Consider the following 16,205-nt stretch of genomic DNA (forward strand, 5'->3'; position numbering starts at 1 on the left):
GGGCGGGTGTCTCACCGAGACCGCCCCCTCTGCGAGGCCCCTGCCCCTCACCCAACCCTCTCCCCGTGGGGGAGAGGGCTTATGATCCGCACCACCTGCGCCTATTGCGGCGTCGGCTGCGGCATCGCGGCGACCGTCACCGGCGAACGGCAGGTGCGGATCCAAGGCGATCCCGACCATCCTGCCAATCGCGGCAAGCTCTGCTCGAAGGGCACGCATCTGGGCGAAACGGTCGGCCTCGAAGGCCGCCTGCTCCACCCCATGATCGGCAAGCGCCGCGCCTCCTGGGACAAGGCGCTCGACCTCGTCGCGAAACGCTTTCGCGACACCATCGCGCAGCATGGGCCGGACAGCGTCGCCTTCTACGTCTCCGGCCAGTTGCTGACCGAGGATTATTATGTCGCCAACAAGCTGATGAAGGGGTTCATCGGCTCGGCCAATATCGACACCAATTCGCGCCTGTGCATGTCGAGCGCGGTCGCCGGCCATACCCGCGCCTTTGGCGAGGATATCGTACCCGCCACCTATGACGATATTGACGCCGCCGACCTGATCGTGCTGGTCGGCAGCAACACCGCCTGGTGCCACCCGATCGTCTATCAGCGCATCCGGGCGCGTTGCGATGCCGGCGCGAAGCTTGTCGTCATCGATCCGCGCCGTACCGAAACGGCCGAACAGGCGGACCTGCACCTGGCGATCCGACCGGGCAGCGACGTCGCGCTGATGAACGGCGCGCTGGCCTGGGCACGCGCCGCGGGCGCGGTGGACGAGGCGTTTCTCGCCGCCTCGGTCGTGGTGCCCGAGGATTTCTGGGCGACACTGGAGAATGGCAGCGACTTGTGGTCGGTCGCCGGGACCTGCGACGTGGCGCCCGCCGACCTTCGCCGCTTCTACGAATGGTTCACCGCCACCCCGCGCACCGTCACGCTGTTCAGCCAGGGAATCAACCAGTCGACCACCGGCACCGATCAGGTGAACGCGATCCTCAACCTGCACCTGGCGACGGGGCGGATCGGCAAGCCTGGCGCGGCCCCCTTCTCAATCACCGGACAACCCAATGCGATGGGCGGGCGCGAGGTGGGCGGGCTCGCCTCGACACTGGCCGCGCATATGGACTTCGCGCCGGAGAATCGCGCGCGGGTGCAACGCTTCTGGGCCTCCCCCGCTATCGCGCCCAAGCCGGGGCTGAAGGCCGTCGACCTGTTCCGCGAACTGGGCCAAGGCCGGATCAAGGCGCTATGGATCATGGCGACCAACCCCGCCGTGTCGATGCCCGACGCCGGATCGGTGCGCGATGCGCTCGCCGCCTGCCCCTTCGTCGTGGTCAGCGACGTGGTCGCGCAGACCGACAGCTCCACCCACGCCCATGTCCGCCTGCCCGCGGCCGCATGGGGCGAGAAGGACGGCACCGTCACCAACAGCGACCGCACGGTCAGCCGACAACGCGCGCTGTTCCCCCTGCCGGGCGAAGCGAAACCCGACTGGTGGATCGTCAAGGAAGTCGGCCGCCGCATGGGCTGGAAGACCGCCTTCGCCTATGACCGTGCGGCCGAGATCTGGCGCGAGCATTGCCGCCTGTCCGCTTATGAGAATGACGGCGCACGCCTGTTCACGCTGTCCGGCCTGTCGAGCGCCGGTAACGCCGAATATGAGGCGATGGAGCCGTTCCGCTGGGGTGGCACCCCCTTCGCCGATGGCCGCTTCCCGACGCCGGACGGCCGAGCGCGGTTGGTGCCCGTGGCGCAGAAGCCGATTTCCGCGCCGCTTCGCGACTGGCCGATGACGCTGAACACCGGGCGTTACCGCGACCAATGGCATACGATGACCCGCACTGGCCTGGCCCCCAAGCTGGCGCGCCATCGCGAGGAACCGCTGGTCGAAGTCCACCCCGACGACGCCGCGCGGCTGAACCTGATCGATGGAGCCCTCGCCCGCGTCGGTACGCCGCAGGGGGACAGCCTGTTTCGCGTTTCGGTCAGCGCCGGACAGCGCGTGGGCGAATTGTTCGTCCCCATCCACTGGACCGACCAAACCGCGCGCGGCGGCCGCGCCGGCCTGCTCCCCCGACCGCTGACCGACCCCTATTCGGGTCAGCCCGGCTTCAAGCGCACCCCCGCGAGCATCGCGCCCGTGGCAACCCGCTGGCGCGGTTTTGCGATCGTGGCCGGTGCAGCGACCGATCTGCCCGACTGCTTATGGGCGACGCGCATCGCGGTACCCGGCGGCTGGCTGTGGGAAATGGCGGGCGATGGCGATCCGGTCGCGTTGGAGACGCTCCTCCCCAAAGGCCAGCGGATCGAGGCGACCGACCCTGCTCGCGGCTCGCGGCGCGTCGCGGTGATCGCGCAGGATCGCCTCGCCGCCGTCCTGTTCGTCACCGAACGCGGCGAACTGCCGAGCCGCGACTGGTTGATCGCGCAACTCAGCGCGGCCGAGGTCGCCCCGACGGTGCTTGCCGGTCGCGGGCCGGGTCAGCAGGTCGAGCGCGGAGCGATCGTCTGCAGCTGTTTCGACATCGGCGTCCGCACCATCGTCACCGCGATCCGGGATCAGCATCTGGCCGACGTCGCCGCGATCGGCGCGGCGCTGGGTGCCGGGACCAATTGCGGCTCCTGCCGCCCCGCCCTCGCCCGGCTGCTCGCCGAAACCCTGGAGCCTGCTCATGCGCATGGATGATTTCTCGCCCGGTTCGGTCTGGCTGGTCGGGGCGGGCCCCGGCGACCCCGATCTGCTGACCCGCAAGGCCGAGCGGCTGATCCGCGCCGCCGACATCGTCTTCTACGACGCGCTGGTCGGACCGGACGTGCTGGCGCTGATTCCCGACGGCACCGAGCGATCGAGCGTGGGCAAGCGATCGGGCCGTCATTCCAAGGATCAGGGCACGATCGACAGCCTGATCGTCGCAGCGGCCCTGTCCGGCCAGCGCGTCGTCCGGCTGAAGGGCGGCGACCCGTCGATCTTCGGTCGCTCCACGGAGGAAATCGACGCCTGCCGCGCCGCCGGGATCGTGGTGCACATCTGCCCCGGCATCACCGCCGCGAGCGCTGCCGCCGCATCGGGCATGATCTCCTTGACCCTGCGCGGCCTGTCCCGGCAACTTACGCTGGTGACGGCCCATTGGCGCGAGGGGGAGACGCTCGACCTCGACTGGTCGGCGCTGGCGGCACCGGATGCGACGCTGGCCGTCTATATGGGCCGTGCCGCCGCCCCGACCATCGCGCGCGAACTCATGATCGCGGGCATGCCGCCCGAAACCCCGGTGATGGTCGCGGTCAACGTGTCGCTGCCCACCGAGCGGCTCATCACCGGCCGCCTTGATGCGCTGGGCTTCCTGACCCGCACCATCGGCGAGAAGGATCCTGCGCTGCTGTTGATCGGCGAAGCGGTGGGCGCACGCCGCGCCCCCGCGTCATGCCGTATCGGTGATGTCGAGGAACTGGGTGCCCGGTCCTGATCGGAAGTGGCGCCCCTGGCCGATCGCCTAGGGGCTGTCATGGAAAGGAGAAGCTGGCTGATTCACCCGTGATGGGATGAGCATTTGCCGCAAGCCCTATCCCTCTGACGTGAGCGACGAGGAAGGGTCGTTGCTCGCGCCGTACCTGCTACTGCAACGCGAGTATGCGGGGCAGCGGGAGCAGGTACGGCCGGAGATGTTCAACGGCGTTCGCACATCGTGAAGACAGGCGCAGCGCGGCGGCAGATGCAATCGATGACTGTGATCGGGTTTAGTCGCTTTGTATGACGAGGCCGGCTTCTTAATCGGCACCCGAAACAGACCAACTCCAAAGGGGGCCTTATGCTGATTACACCAGTTTCACTGATTGCGATGGTGGCCGCGCTTGCCACCCCGACGCAGCAAACTGATCGACCCCAACCCAAGGCGCCGACCGCCGCAAAGACCGTGACGCAGGACCCGCCCGCGCCGGTCGTCGCCAAGCCCGGCGGCATGACCAACCGCGACTGGTGGCCCAGCCGCCTCGACCTGACTGCGCTGCGTCAGCATGAGGACACGCGCGCCAACCCTTATGGCGCCGATTATGACTATGTGAAGGAATTCAACACCCTGGACATGGCGGCGGTCAAGGCCGACATCCGCAAGGTGCTTCACACGTCGCAGCCCTGGTGGCCGTCCGACTATGGCAATTACGGCCCCTTCTTCATCCGCATGGCGTGGCATAGCGCGGGCACGTATCGCGCCGGTGACGGTCGCGGTGGTTCGGACGGCGGCGAGCAGCGTTTCGACCCGCTGAACAGCTGGCCGGACAATGTCAGCCTGGACAAGGCCCGCCGCCTGGTATGGCCGATCAAGCAGAAATATGGCCGCAAGCTCAGCTGGGGCGATCTGATGGTGCTCAGCGGCAATGTCGCCCTGGAGGATATGGGCTTCAAGACGGTCGGCTTTGCCGGTGGTCGCGTCGACGCCTGGCAGCCCGACGTCGTCTTCTGGGGTCCCGAGACCAAGATGATGGGCACCGAGCGGTCCAATCCCGACGGCACGTTGAAGCGTCCGCTGGCGGCGACCACCATGGGTCTCATCTACGTCAACCCCGAGGGGCCGAACGGCAATCACGACCCGATCGGCGCGGCCGCCGACATCCGCCACGCCTTTGGCAACATGGCGATGAACGACGAAGAGACGCTGGCACTGATCGCGGGTGGCCATACCTTCGGCAAGGCGCATGGCGCGCATCCGCAAAAGGCATGTCTCGGCGTCGAACCCACCGCCGGTGCGATCGAGCAGCAGGGCATGGGCTGGGCGAACAAGTGCGGAAAGGGCAATGCCGAGGACACGATCACTTCGGGTCTCGAAGGCGCCTGGTCGGCCACGCCGACCCAGTTCACCACCCAATATATCGACAATCTGCTGAACTTCGACTGGGTCAAGACCAAGAGCCCGGCCGGTGCGACCCAGTGGGTGCCGACCGACCCGGCGGCGGCACAGCTCGTCCCCGACGCGCATCTGCCGAATGTGCGTCATGCGCCGATCATGTTCACCACCGACATGGCCCTGAAGGACGATCCTGCCTTCCGCAAGATCCTGCAAAGCTGGCAGAAGAATCCCGAACTGTTCAGCAAGGCCTTTGCCCGTGCGTGGTTCAAGCTGACCCACCGCGACCTCGGCCCGCGTGCCCGCTATCTGGGCACCGAAATCCCAGGTGAGACCTATAACTGGCAGGACCCGCTTCCGGCCGCCAGCTTCGCACCCATCGGTGCGGAGGATCAGGCCAAGCTGAAGGCGATGATCCTGGCCTCGGGCCTGTCGGGTTCGGCGCTGATCCGCACCGCCTGGGCCTCGGCCTCGACCTTCCGCAGCACGGACATGCGCGGCGGGGCGAACGGCGCGCGGCTGCGGCTCGACCCGCAACAAGGCTGGGCGGTCAACGACCCCGCCGAGTTGAAGGCCGTGCTGGCCAAGCTGACCGCGATCCAGAAGGACTTCGCTCGCGGCGGTCGGCAGGTGTCGATGGCTGACCTGATCGTGTTGGGCGGCAATGCGGCGGTCGAGCGGGCGGCGCAGGCCGGCGGCGTGCCGGTCAGCCTCCCCTTCACCCCCGGCCGCGTCGACGCCACCCAGGCACAGACCGACGTCACCTCCTTTGCCCATCTGGAACCGGTCGCCGACGGCTTCCGCAACTATTATGGGCCCAAGGCGGAGGTCAGCGCGCCAGAGGCGCTGGTCGACAAGGCCGATGCGCTCGACCTGACCGTGCCGGAAATGACCGTGCTGGTCGGTGGCCTGCGCGCGCTCGACGCCAATAGCGGCGGATCGAAGAACGGCGTGCTGACGACCCGTCCGGGAACGCTCAGCAACGACTTCTTCGTCAACCTGCTGACCATGGACACGGTCTGGACGAAGTCGGCGACGCCAGGGCTGTACGAGGGCAAGGACCGCGCGACGGGGGCGGCCCGCTGGACCGCGACGCCGGTGGATCTGATCTTCGGCTCTAACTCCGAATTGCGCGCAGTGGCGGAAGTCTACGCCGCCGACGACGCCAAGGAGAAGTTCGTCAACGACTTCGCCGCGGTGTGGACCAAGGTGATGAACGCGGATCGCTTCTGATCAAAGACGGGGGCCGGCAGGTGTGTCTTGCCGGCCCCACATTTCTGTAACCCGGCGCTGCGAAAAGCCTATGTCCGGCTGCTGATCGACAATGTCCGCGTGGACAAACATGCCATCCACATCCAGGGCAGCAAAGCGGCGTTGGAAAGCGCGGTGGTGCGGGACGGCGTTACCGCCATTTCCATGGTGCCCGGTTTCGACCGGAAGTGGTGCCCCTGGCCGGACTCGAACCAGCATGCCTTGCGGCGTTCGATTTTGAGTCGAATGCGTCTACCAATTTCGCCACAGGGGCAGCGAAGAGGCGCTGCTAGACGAGGGCGATGATCCGTGCAAGCGCCGATTGTCACCCGTCACGGACAATCATGCGTGGCGATGCAGACGAAATAGACCAATGTCGTCAACAAGGCCAAAGCCATCGCAACGAGATAGAGCGGCAGGATCAGCCATTTGGTCGATGACCTTAGCGGCAACATGGATAAGCCGATGACTCCCGGCGTGGCCGACAACAGGGCCAGCCCATAGACGAATACGGGACCGCGCAGCCCGGACGAAGTCGGATCGGACCAAAGGATCGCCAGCCAGGTCAGCGGCGGACCGGCCAGCATCAACAAGATGCCGCCAAGCCACAAGATGGCATGCCGTGGCCTGACCGGGCCCCTCATGAATCCGCCCGGCCATGACGGGCTATGAGATCATGCCAGTGATCGTTCATCCGGTCCTCATGGCCAAGAACCTAACCTTCGCAACGCTCATGGTCTGGCGTCCATTCGGGGCTTCCCTTGAGCGCGATCATGGTGTCGATTCTCTATCCTTAGCCTAGTAGAACCAGTAGCATTCGGTGAACGGCATGATTTTGATAGGCTGAGGCTTCGGTGACCATGTCACGCCGGATGATCCGACCAGCCGCGACACGACGGTCGAAAAGCCTGAGGTAGCGGATGACGCCCGCCGAAAAACAATCCCGCCCATCGACGAACATCGCGAGCGGCTTCACGCCTTTCAGCATCAAGCCAAGTTCTCGTTTGCTGCGAACGAGATACGGCAACGACCGCAACGTTTCGGACCGCATCGGGAATTGCCCCCTGTCCTATTAACTCACTGGCGGTCGCTGGCGATAGCTCAATGCCTCCGCGACATGGATACGCCCGACCTGATCCGCGCCGGTCAGATCGGCGATGGTGCGGGCGACGCGCAGGACGCGGGTATAGCCGCGCGCCGTGAGGCGCATTCGCTCCGCCGCTTCGGCCAGCAAATTGCGGCCCGCCTCGTCCGGCGTCGCCCAGCGTTCCAGCAGCGCGCCGTCCGCCTCGGCGTTCGTGCGAACCGTCACGGGGGCGTCGGCATAGCGTTCGGTCTGCCGCGCCCGTGCCGCCGCCACGCGCCTGGCGACCACCGCCGACGTTTCGGCGGCGGCGGGCGCGAAGAGATCGACCGCGCGGACCGGCTGGACCTCGACGGCCAGATCGATTCGATCGAGTAAGGGCCCCGAAATCTTCGCCTGATAATCCGCGGCACAGCGCGGGGCGCGGGCGCAGGCAAGTGCCGCATCGCCCAGATGCCCACAGCGGCACGGGTTCATCGCCGCGACCAGTTGCACCCGCGCCGGGAAGGTCACATGGGCGTTGGCACGCGCGATGCTGACCGTTCCGGTTTCGAGCGGCTGGCGCAGCGAATCGAGCACCGCGCGTTGAAACTCGGGTAGCTCGTCTAGGAACAATACGCCCAGATGCGCGAGGCTGACTTCACCGGGGCGGGCCTTGAGCCCGCCGCCGGTCAGTGCCGCCATGGATGCGGAATGATGCGGGGCGCGGAACGGTCGCGTCCGGGTCAGCCGCCCCTCGGCCAGCGTTCCCGCCACCGACTGGACCATCGACACTTCCAGCGCCTCGGCGGCGTCGAGCGGCGGTAGAATGCCCGGCAGACACGCCGCCATCAGCGACTTTCCCGATCCGGGCGGTCCGCTCATCAGCAGATTATGCCCGCCCGCCGCCGCGATCTCCAGCGCACGGCGAGCATTCTCCTGCCCTTTCACCTGGGACAGATCGGGACCCGACACACCGTCGTCCACCAAACCGCCCTCGGGCAGCGGCAGGACGATATGACCCTTCAGATGGTTGATCAGCGACAGCAGATCGGGCGCGGCGATCACCGATCCGCCCCCGGCCCAACTGGCCTCGCCCCCCTGCGCGGCGGGGCAGATCAGCCGCTTGTCGACCGAACCCGCATGAATGGCTGCCAACAGCACGCCCGGCGATGGCCCTATCCGCCCGTCGAGCGCGAGTTCGCCCACCACGACATGATCGGCGAGCAGTTCGGCGTCGATCACCCCCATCGCCGCGAGCAGCGCGAGCGCAATCGGCAGGTCGAAATGCGATCCTTCCTTGGGCAGGTCGGCGGGCGATAGATTCACCGCGATCCGCTTGGGCGGCAGGGCAAGGCCCATGGCGGCGATGGCGGCGCGGACCCGCTCGCGACTCTCCCCGACCGCCTTGTCGGCGAGTCCCACGAGATTGAAGGCGGGCAGGCCCGCGATCAGCTGGACCTGCACCTCGACGGCGCGCGCCTCCAGACCCAGATAGGCCACCGTGGACACGATGGTCGCCATGTGCTTTCCCCCTCGCACGGGCACTCCCCCGCCCGCTCGGCATCCCTGCAAAGGATGGGCGCGGGCCGCAAGGGGAAGATGACGTAGGACGGACGCGTTCACCCGATTGACTTGGAAGCCCGGTTTGCGTAAGCGGCTTGCCACCAAGGCCGTCCTCGTGGCGGCCGTTTTTATTCAGACGTATCCAAGGAATGAACGATGAAGCGGACCTTTCAGCCGAGCAATCTGGTGCGCGCTCGCCGTCACGGCTTCCGTACGCGGATGGCGACCCCCGGCGGCCGTGCGGTGATCCGGGCGCGTCGTGCGCGCGGCCGCAAGAAGCTGTCGGCGTAATCACGACGCTGACCCGCCGCCGCGATTTCCTCGCGGCCAATGGCGGGCGACGCGTGGCGATGCCCGGCTTCGTGCTGCAGGTACGCCCGCGCGATGACGGTGACGCCGCGATTCGCGTCGGCTTCACCGTCACCAAGAAGATCGGCAATGCCGTCGTTCGCAACCGGATGAAACGCCGGTTGCGGGCGCTCGCGCGCGATCTTTTGCCGATCAAGGGCATATCCGGCGCGGATCATGTCCTGATCGGACGGCAAGGCGGGATCGAGCGCGATTATGCCGCGCTCACCGCCGAGCTGGCCAAGGCGCTGACCCGCGCCGCCTCCCCCGAAACCGCCAGCGATCAGAGGCCGCGCGAACCGCGCGTCCACCATGGTCGCGGCAAGGGGCGCGGCCCCCGTGGCGGCGCGCATCGCCAGCCCACGACCCCGGCCGCGACATCGTCTCAAGAGCCCGCGTGACCCTGTTCGCGCGGGCCTTGATTCTCATCGCGCGGGGCTGGCAACTTGGCCCCTCGCTCATTTTACCGCCCACTTGCCGCTATCAACCATCCTGTTCGGCCTATGCAATACAGGCCATTGGCCGCTATGGCGCGGTCAAAGGGGGCTGGTTGGCGCTCAAGCGCATTGCGCGGTGCCATCCCTGGGGCGGGCACGGGCCCGACCCGGTCCCCTGACACTACTGGGGTTTCCACGTGAACCAAGACCGCAAGAATTTCGTCGTGTTCGCGGTGATCGCGGCGCTGATCCTGTTCGGATGGCCGCTCATCCAGAACAAGTTCTTCCCGAGCAATCCGCCCGCGACCAAGATCGTCGATGGCAAGCAGGTGCCGGTGGCCAACTCGACGGCCAATCCAACCGCCACGACGCCGAGCGCGATTCGCGACCGCCGCGTCGTGCTGGCCGAAACCCCGCGCGTGGCGATCGAAACGCCGCGCCTGAAGGGCTCGATCAACCTGAAGGGCGCGCGGATCGATGACCTCGTCCTGCTCGACTATAAGCAGACGGTCGACAAGAATTCGCCGCCGATCCGGCTGCTGTCGCCGGCGGGTGCGGAAGGCGCCTATTTCGCGGGCTTCGGCTGGCGCACCGACGGGCTGAACCCGCCCGCCGCCGATGCGGTGTGGACCGCCAGCGCGCCCGTGCTGCGCCCCGGCCAGCCGGTCACGCTGACCGCCGCCAATGCGACGGGCCAGCGCTTCCAGATTACCCTGTCGGTCGACAAGGATTACATGTTCACCGTCCAGCAGACGGTGGCCAATGCCGGCAATGCGGCGGTCCCGGTCGCGGCCTATGGCTATGTCAATCGCGGCATCTCCGCCGATCCGGACACCTGGACGATCCATGTCGGCCCGATGTCGGTCAATGACGGCACCGCGCATTACGGCCCCAACTGGAAGGACCTGGACAAGGCCCCGACCCGCTTCACCACCACGGGCGGCTGGCTGGGCTTTACCGATAAATATTGGCTGGCGACGCTGATCCCCGACCAGTCCAAGGCATTCGACGGCCAGTTCCGCGCGGGCGCGGGCCAGACCTATCAGGCTGACTACACGCTTCAGCCGCAGACGCTGGCACCGGGCAAGCAGATCACCCAGACCACCCGCTTCTTCGCCGGCGCCAAGGAAGTCGCGCTGCTCGACCGCTATACCGACAAGGAAGGCGCGACGAAGCTCGATTACGCGCTCGACTGGGGCTATCTGCGCGTCCTCGAAAAGCCGATCTTCTATTATCTCGACTGGCTGTTCCGCCTGGTCGGCAATTTCGGCGTCGCGATCATCCTGCTGACCGTCACCATCCGCGCGCTGATGTTCCCGATCGCACAGCGCCAGTTCGCCTCGATGGCGGCGATGCGCGCGGTGCAGCCCAAGATGAAGGCGCTGCAGGAACGCTACAAGGACGACAAGGTCCGCATGCAGCAGGAGGTCATGGCCCTCTACAAGCAGGAGAAGGTCAATCCGCTGGCGGGCTGCCTGCCTACGCTGATCCAGATCCCGATCTTCTACGCGCTCTACAAGGTGCTGATGCTGACGATCGAGATGCGGCACCAGGGCTTCGTCCTGTGGATCAAGGATCTGTCCGCGCCCGATCCGCTGACCCCGGTCAACCTGTTCGGCCTGCTGCCCTTCGTGCCGCCGCACTTCATCGCGATCGGCGTGGTGCCGATCCTGCTGGGCATCTCGATGTACTTCCAGTTCAAAATGAACCCGCAGCCGATGGACGATGCGCAGAAGCAGGTCTTCGCGATCCTGCCCTGGGTGCTGATGTTCGTGATGGCCCCGTTCGCGGTCGGCCTTCAGGTATACTGGATCACGACCAACTGCATCTCGATCCTGCAGCAGCGCCTGCTCTATGCCCGCCATCCGGGCCTGAAGCAGCCGGTCGCCAAGTGAGCGAGCTTCCCACCCCCCTCCCCTCCGAAGAACCGACCGGTTTTTCGGAGGAATTAGTCGAGTCGGCGCGCAAGCTGTTCGCCGGGCCAGTCAGCTTCCTGAAGTCCGCGCCCGCGCTGAAATTCCTGCCCGATCCGATCGTGCCGGAAGTCGCGGTGGCGGGCCGGTCGAACGTCGGCAAGTCGTCGCTGCTCAACGCGATGACCAACCGCAACGGCCTGGCCCGGACCTCGAACACGCCGGGCCGGACGCAGGAGCTGAACTTCTTCGACGTCGGCACGCCGCCGACGCTGCGGCTGGTCGACATGCCGGGCTATGGCTTTGCCAAGGCGCCCAAGGACATGGTGAAGCAGTGGCGCTTCCTTGTGAACGATTTCCTGCGCGGGCGGCAGGCCTTGAAGCGCGCGCTGGTGCTGATCGACTCGCGCCATGGCATCAAGGAAGTGGATCGTGAGATTCTGGAGATGCTCGACCGGGCCGCGGTCAGCTATCGCATCGTCCTGACCAAGGCGGACAAGGTGAAGGCGACCGAACTCGCCGCCGTGGTCGAGCGCACCCAGGCCGAGGCACGCAAACGCGCCGCCGCGCACCCCGACATCCTCGCCACCTCCAGCGAGGGCGGCATGGGGATCCCAGAACTCCGCGCGGCGGTGCTGGAAGCGATCGGCTGATTCTCCGCCCTTTCGCGACATCGACAAAGGCTCGTTCGGTTCCCCGAACGGGCCTTTTTTGTGCGGTTGCTAGGCCCGGCCGGGGTTGTTACGCCTTGGGCCATGAAGCTGATCATCGGTAACAAGGCCTATTCCTCCTGGTCCCTGCGCGGCTGGCTCGCCTGTCGGCATTCCGGCCTGCCCTTCGAGGAGGTCGTCGTGCCGCTCTATGACGAGGATTGGGACAAGCGCCGCGAGGGAGCCGAATTCGCCCCCTCATCGGGCAAGGTGCCGATCCTGTGGGACGGCGATGCAGTGGTGTGGGACAGCCTCGCCATCATCGACTATCTCGCGGACAAGGTCGGGCGCGATCGTTTCTGGCCCGCCGATGACGCCCCCCGTGCCATGGCGCGTTCGATGGCGGCGGAAATGCATTCCAGCTTCGTCGCGCTTCGCCGCAAGCACAGCATGAACATCCGTCAGGTCTATCCGGCCCAGACGCCGGACGAGGATGTGGTCGTCGACCTGAAGCGCATCATGGAATTATGGGCGCAGGCGCGGGCGCGCTTCGGTGGCGAGGGGGACTTCCTGTTCGGCGCGTTCGGCGCGGTCGACATCATGTTCGCGCCGGTCATCACCCGGATCGTGACCTATCAGCTTCCGGTCGCGCGCTTTGCCGTACCCTATATGGACGCCGTGCTTCATCACCCGTTCATGCAGGACTGGATCGCCGCCGCACAGGAAGAGGAATGGGTGATCGAGCGGTTCGAGCAGCCGGTGCGCTGATTTCGGCAGCCTGCGCGGTTTCGGCCGGATGGCGGGCGGGGTGATTTGCGCATGCACATGCCCCCGCCCCGTCCCGTTTCACTGCGCCGTCGGCCTCACCTCGTTCAGCGGCGCACGCTGCTCCGTCGCCGGTTCGGCGACGCGCGAGGCAAAGACATAGAGCAGGATCGCCGCGATCCCCACCGCGATGACCAGCCACATCGCCAGCCGTCCGCCCGCCTTATGCCCCTTATGATCCGGGTCGTTCATCGCGTCTCTCCTGTTTACCGGCAACAGAACGATGCCGGGGCGTCCGGGGTCCGTTGCGCGTGACGATCCTCGACTTGAGGGAATTGCCGTTCGCCGCGCCGCTGCCTATGCCCGCGGCATGACCGACGTCCTGCACCTCGCCCAGTCCCTGATCCGCGCCGACAGCGTCACGCCCGCGCGGGGTCGCGTCTTCGACGTGCTGGAATCCGCATTGGAGCCGCTGGGCTTTGCCGTCGATCGCTTCACGGTTGGCGAGGCCCCCGATGGCCCGGTCGAGAATCTGCTGGCGACGCGGGCCGGTTCGGGACCGCATCTCGCCTTTGCCGGACATGTCGACGTCGTTCCCGCTGGTGATGGGTGGCAGGGCTCCCCCTTTTCCGGCGAGGTGCGGGACGGCCTGCTCTTCGGGCGCGGCGCGGTGGATATGAAGGGCGCGGTCGCCGCCTTCGTCGCGGCGCTTCCCGCCACGCCCGGCATCCCCTTGTCGCTGATCATCACCGGCGACGAGGAAGGCCCCGCCATCTATGGCACCCGCGCGCTGATCGACCGGATGGCCGAGCGGGGCGTGGCTCCCGACCTGTGCCTGGTCGGCGAGCCGACTTCCGCACACCGGCTGGGCGACATGATGAAGATCGGGCGGCGGGGTTCGGTCAATATCTGGATCACCGTGCCCGGGCGGCAGGGGCATGTCGCCTATCCGCATCTGGCCGACAATCCGATCACCCCGCTGGTCGCGATCCTGGCGGAGATCGAGGCGGTGACGCTCGACACCGGCAATGCCTGGTTCCAGCCGTCCAATATCGAGATCACCGACCTGCATGTCGGCAATCCGGCGCACAATGTCATTCCGGGGTCGGCGCAGGCGCGGCTGTCGATCCGCTTCAACGACGAACAGCGCGGCCAAGCGCTGATCGAGCGGATCACCGCGATCGCGCAATCCCATGCCCCCGCCGCGCAGGTGACCGGACGCATTTCGGGCGAGGCGTTCCTGACCCAGCCGGGGCCATTCTCCGCGATGATCGCCGACGCCATCCGTGCCGAGACCGGGATCGAGCCCGAACTGTCGACGACCGGCGGTACCTCCGACGCACGCTTCCTGTCGAAACTGTGTCCGACGGTGGAGTTCGGGCTGCTCAACGCGACGATGCACAAGGTGGACGAGGCGGTGGCGGTCGAGGATCTTTACGCGCTGACCCGGATCTATGCGGGCGTCATCGCTCGCGCGGGCGCCTGAAGACGATATAGAGCGCGCCTTGCCCGCCATGTCGGGGATGCGCGTTACGGATCGCCGCGATCGCATCGGCGTGGCGCGATGCACCCAGCCAGTCGCTGATCGCGGCACGAATCGCGCCGCGCGCATGGGGTCGCTCGCTTTCGGGACGCGGCGGCTTGCCCGTGACGAGCAGGAGCACCCGGTCGCCGCGCGCAATGGCCCGCCCCAGCCCCTGGTCAAGCATGGCATGGGCCGAGGCCAGCGTATGACCATGGAGATCGAGCGAACTGTCGGGCATCACGCTGCCCCGCGACAGCCTTTTGTCCCAACCGCCGTCCAGCGTCTCACCCGGCCCCTTTTTGGGCGCGGCCGGAACGGGTGCCGGCTGGCGTAGCGGCGGTCCCCGGCCTTTCACCCGCACCTTGGGTGCACCCGGCGTTTCGTGGAGCACCGCCTCCATGGTGGGCGGCGGAGGTGCGGGACGCGCGGGAACGACGGCGGCGCGCAGCGGACGCACCGTCTCCATCACCCGCGCCCAGAGTTGCGCTTCGTCAGGGTTGAGGGGTCGCACCGACGGTCCCGTTCGGGCTGGCGATCCCGGCCCGCGCCAGCGTGCCGATCGGCAGCAGCAGGAACGCCGTGCCCCGTGCCGACATGCCACCCGCCACTGCCCGTGCCGTCTCCCCCGCACCCCAGAAGGTGTCGAAGCGGTTGGAGCCCTTGATCGCGCCGCCCGTGTCCTGCGCGACCCATAGGCCGGTCGCCTCCTGCCGGTCCATCGACAGGAAGACGGGCGCACCCAGCGGCACGAATTTGGGGTCGGCGGCGGCGCTGACCTGCCCCGTCACCGCATAGCCCATCGCCCCCTGCGGGGCGCCGGACAATTCGCGGAAGAAGACGAAGCTCTTATTCTCCCGCATGATCGCCCGGCCCTCTTCGGGGTGGTCGTGCAGCCACTGCACGATCCCTTGCATCGAGGTCTGGCCGGGACCCAGCAGGCCGCGTGCCTTCATCAGCGCGCCGATACCGGTGTAATCGCGGCCATTCTGGCTGTCATAGCCGATCCGCATGATCCCGCCATCGGGCAGCCGCAGCCGCCCCGAGCCCTGGATCTGCAGGAAGAACACCTCGACCGGGTCCGCCCCCCAGGCCAGGATCGGCGCACGGCCCGCCAGCGAGCCCTGCTCGATCGCGGTCCGATCGTCATAGGGAACGAGGCTGGTGCCCTGCACTTTGCCGCGAACCTTCTTGCCCTTCAGATCGGTCGAGAAGGCGCCGAGATCGACGTCGATCAGGTCGCGCGGCCGCGCATAGATGGGGACTTCGTAACCCGAACGCCGATCCCGCGATCCGGCGATTTCAGGCTCGTAATAGCCGGTGGCGAGCGAACGCCCGTCGCCGACCTGCACCGCTTCGAAATAGCGTGCGAAAAAGTCGCGGGCGCCACCGTTCGGCACGTTGGCGGCGGCCTGGCAGGCCGGCTGCCAATCGGCACCCTGCGTCAAGCCGCTGGTGTCGGTACGCCGCATCAGGCCGGGGCAGGATAGCAGGAACGCCGCCCGTGCCGCCTCCGCCTGGGGTTCGCTCATCGGCAGGGTGGCGACCGCCGGTCCGGCGATCAGTCCCGCCTGCGCGGCATTGGTCGCCCCCGGCACGGCGGCCACCGGGGTCGCGGGCAGCGGCGTAGACGGCAGGATGCGTACCGGCCCCGAAGGCACACGCGAAACGCTGGGGCCGTTCGGTTGCACCGCCGACCCGCCGGCCTGGGGGCGCGGCACCGGACGGGTGGATGGCTGATGTGGCGCGCGCGACGGATAGTCACCGGACGCACCGGGCGGCACGATCCGCCCGGCACAGGCCGAAACGCTGATCGAAAGCGCGACGATCGCCGCGACGCGAAACCCCTTCAAGGCCCCCTA

At 67.2% G+C, this 16,205-nt stretch carries 16 protein-coding genes, 1 tRNA gene and 1 pseudogene; 11 read left to right on the plus strand and 7 right to left on the minus strand.

Annotated elements, in window-relative coordinates; genetic code table 11:
• The first annotated feature begins 81 nt into the window (after window positions 1–81).
• From NZL82_RS12795 to katG, 4 genes and pseudogenes are all read left to right on the plus strand, one after another.
• Complete coding sequence (locus NZL82_RS12795) at window positions 82–2,676, plus strand: nitrate reductase (RefSeq protein ID WP_261270138.1); 2,595 nt, start codon at window positions 82–84, stop codon at window positions 2,674–2,676.
• A complete protein-coding gene (gene cobA / locus NZL82_RS12800) occupies window positions 2,669–3,454 on the plus strand; it encodes a uroporphyrinogen-III C-methyltransferase (RefSeq protein ID WP_261270200.1) in 786 nt (261 codons plus the stop codon). Before NZL82_RS12795 ends, cobA begins: the two co-directional genes overlap by 8 nt.
• A 76-nt stretch (window positions 3,455–3,530) precedes the next feature.
• Window positions 3,531–3,703: pseudogene (locus NZL82_RS12805) on the plus strand (transposase); the annotation flags it as partial.
• 93 nt (window positions 3,704–3,796) lie between these two features.
• Window positions 3,797–6,061, plus strand: coding sequence for a catalase/peroxidase HPI (gene katG / locus NZL82_RS12810; RefSeq protein WP_261270139.1), 2,265 nt, complete (start codon window positions 3,797–3,799; stop codon window positions 6,059–6,061).
• Window positions 6,062–6,268: 207 nt separating this feature from the next.
• Here katG and NZL82_RS12815 read toward each other — a convergent pair.
• The 4 genes from NZL82_RS12815 to NZL82_RS12830 all read right to left on the minus strand — a co-directional run bounded on the left by NZL82_RS12815 (window position 6,269) and on the right by NZL82_RS12830 (window position 8,666).
• Window positions 6,269–6,353: transfer RNA gene (locus NZL82_RS12815), tRNA-Leu, on the minus strand.
• Between the two features lie 58 nt (window positions 6,354–6,411).
• Window positions 6,412–6,666 (minus strand): hypothetical protein, encoded by a 255-nt coding sequence (locus NZL82_RS12820; RefSeq protein ID WP_261270140.1) that lies wholly within the window; start codon window positions 6,664–6,666, stop codon window positions 6,412–6,414.
• A gap of 206 nt (window positions 6,667–6,872) precedes the next feature.
• Window positions 6,873–7,130 (minus strand): hypothetical protein, encoded by a 258-nt coding sequence (locus tag NZL82_RS12825; protein ID WP_261270141.1) that lies wholly within the window; start codon window positions 7,128–7,130, stop codon window positions 6,873–6,875.
• Between the two features lie 21 nt (window positions 7,131–7,151).
• Window positions 7,152–8,666, minus strand: coding sequence for a YifB family Mg chelatase-like AAA ATPase (locus tag NZL82_RS12830; protein ID WP_261270142.1), 1,515 nt, complete (start codon window positions 8,664–8,666; stop codon window positions 7,152–7,154).
• 198 nt (window positions 8,667–8,864) lie between these two features.
• On the opposite strand from NZL82_RS12830, the gene rpmH reads away from it, so the two are divergent.
• From rpmH to NZL82_RS12860, 6 genes are all read left to right on the plus strand, one after another.
• Window positions 8,865–8,999, plus strand: a complete 135-nt coding sequence (gene rpmH / locus NZL82_RS12835; protein ID WP_261270201.1) for a 50S ribosomal protein L34 — start codon at window positions 8,865–8,867, stop codon at window positions 8,997–8,999.
• A gap of 59 nt (window positions 9,000–9,058) precedes the next feature.
• Entirely contained in the window at window positions 9,059–9,457 is a 399-nt protein-coding gene (rnpA, locus tag NZL82_RS12840; RefSeq protein WP_405051376.1) for a ribonuclease P protein component, read from the plus strand.
• 2 nt (window positions 9,458–9,459) lie between these two features.
• The gene (gene yidD, locus NZL82_RS12845) at window positions 9,460–9,672 is read left to right on the plus strand and encodes a membrane protein insertion efficiency factor YidD (protein WP_042490341.1); all 213 of its coding nucleotides are present in this window, start codon (window positions 9,460–9,462) and stop codon (window positions 9,670–9,672) included.
• Window positions 9,673–9,690: 18 nt separating this feature from the next.
• On the plus strand, window positions 9,691–11,388 hold the full coding sequence (gene yidC / locus NZL82_RS12850; RefSeq protein ID WP_261270143.1) for a membrane protein insertase YidC: 1,698 nt from the start codon (window positions 9,691–9,693) through the stop codon (window positions 11,386–11,388).
• Window positions 11,385–12,059: a ribosome biogenesis GTP-binding protein YihA/YsxC gene (gene yihA, locus NZL82_RS12855; RefSeq protein WP_261270144.1), complete on the plus strand. Its 675-nt coding sequence runs from the start codon at window positions 11,385–11,387 to the stop codon at window positions 12,057–12,059. Before yidC ends, yihA begins: the two co-directional genes overlap by 4 nt.
• A 102-nt stretch (window positions 12,060–12,161) precedes the next feature.
• Window positions 12,162–12,824: a glutathione S-transferase family protein gene (locus NZL82_RS12860; RefSeq protein ID WP_261270145.1), complete on the plus strand. Its 663-nt coding sequence runs from the start codon at window positions 12,162–12,164 to the stop codon at window positions 12,822–12,824.
• Window positions 12,825–12,902: 78 nt separating this feature from the next.
• Here the strand turns inward: NZL82_RS12860 and NZL82_RS12865 are convergent, their stop codons facing one another.
• A complete protein-coding gene (locus tag NZL82_RS12865; RefSeq protein WP_261270146.1) occupies window positions 12,903–13,073 on the minus strand; it encodes a hypothetical protein in 171 nt (56 codons plus the stop codon).
• A gap of 118 nt (window positions 13,074–13,191) precedes the next feature.
• Between NZL82_RS12865 and dapE the strand changes: the two genes are divergently transcribed.
• Window positions 13,192–14,307, plus strand: coding sequence for a succinyl-diaminopimelate desuccinylase (gene dapE, locus NZL82_RS12870; RefSeq protein WP_261270147.1), 1,116 nt, complete (start codon window positions 13,192–13,194; stop codon window positions 14,305–14,307).
• On the opposite strand, the gene NZL82_RS12875 is transcribed toward dapE, so the two are convergent.
• Window positions 14,285–14,812 carry a Smr/MutS family protein gene (locus NZL82_RS12875; RefSeq protein ID WP_261270203.1) on the minus strand — a complete coding sequence of 176 codons (528 nt, stop codon included), beginning with the start codon at window positions 14,810–14,812 and terminating at the stop codon, window positions 14,285–14,287. The genes dapE and NZL82_RS12875 overlap by 23 nt on opposite strands.
• A 25-nt stretch (window positions 14,813–14,837) precedes the next feature.
• Entirely contained in the window at window positions 14,838–16,196 is a 1,359-nt protein-coding gene (locus NZL82_RS12880; RefSeq protein WP_261270148.1) for a murein transglycosylase A, read from the minus strand.
• Window positions 16,197–16,205: the final 9 nt, after the last annotated feature.

The sequence above is a fragment of the Sphingomonas sp. LC-1 genome, from assembly GCF_025371035.1.
GTDB lineage: Bacteria > Pseudomonadota > Alphaproteobacteria > Sphingomonadales > Sphingomonadaceae > Sphingomonas > Sphingomonas sanguinis_E.

What these genes read in the sequence shown, in the direction of transcription:
- NZL82_RS12795 (WP_261270138.1), top strand. Translation starts at nt 82, where the DNA reads ATGATCCGCACCACCTGCGCCTATTGCGGCGTCGGCTGCGGCATCGCG.
- cobA (WP_261270200.1), top strand. Translation starts at nt 2,669, where the DNA reads ATGGATGATTTCTCGCCCGGTTCGGTCTGGCTGGTCGGGGCGGGCCCC.
- katG (WP_261270139.1), top strand. Translation starts at nt 3,797, where the DNA reads ATGCTGATTACACCAGTTTCACTGATTGCGATGGTGGCCGCGCTTGCC.
- NZL82_RS12820 (WP_261270140.1), bottom strand. Translation starts at nt 6,666, where the DNA reads ATGCTGGCCGGTCCGCCGCTGACCTGGCTGGCGATCCTTTGGTCCGAT.
- NZL82_RS12825 (WP_261270141.1), bottom strand. Translation starts at nt 7,130, where the DNA reads ATGCGGTCCGAAACGTTGCGGTCGTTGCCGTATCTCGTTCGCAGCAAA.
- NZL82_RS12830 (WP_261270142.1), bottom strand. Translation starts at nt 8,666, where the DNA reads ATGGCGACCATCGTGTCCACGGTGGCCTATCTGGGTCTGGAGGCGCGC.
- rpmH (WP_261270201.1), top strand. Translation starts at nt 8,865, where the DNA reads ATGAAGCGGACCTTTCAGCCGAGCAATCTGGTGCGCGCTCGCCGTCAC.
- rnpA (WP_405051376.1), top strand. Translation starts at nt 9,059, where the DNA reads ATGCCCGGCTTCGTGCTGCAGGTACGCCCGCGCGATGACGGTGACGCC.
- NZL82_RS12860 (WP_261270145.1), top strand. Translation starts at nt 12,162, where the DNA reads ATGAAGCTGATCATCGGTAACAAGGCCTATTCCTCCTGGTCCCTGCGC.
- NZL82_RS12865 (WP_261270146.1), bottom strand. Translation starts at nt 13,073, where the DNA reads ATGAACGACCCGGATCATAAGGGGCATAAGGCGGGCGGACGGCTGGCG.
- dapE (WP_261270147.1), top strand. Translation starts at nt 13,192, where the DNA reads ATGACCGACGTCCTGCACCTCGCCCAGTCCCTGATCCGCGCCGACAGC.
- NZL82_RS12875 (WP_261270203.1), bottom strand. Translation starts at nt 14,812, where the DNA reads ATGGAGACGGTGCGTCCGCTGCGCGCCGCCGTCGTTCCCGCGCGTCCC.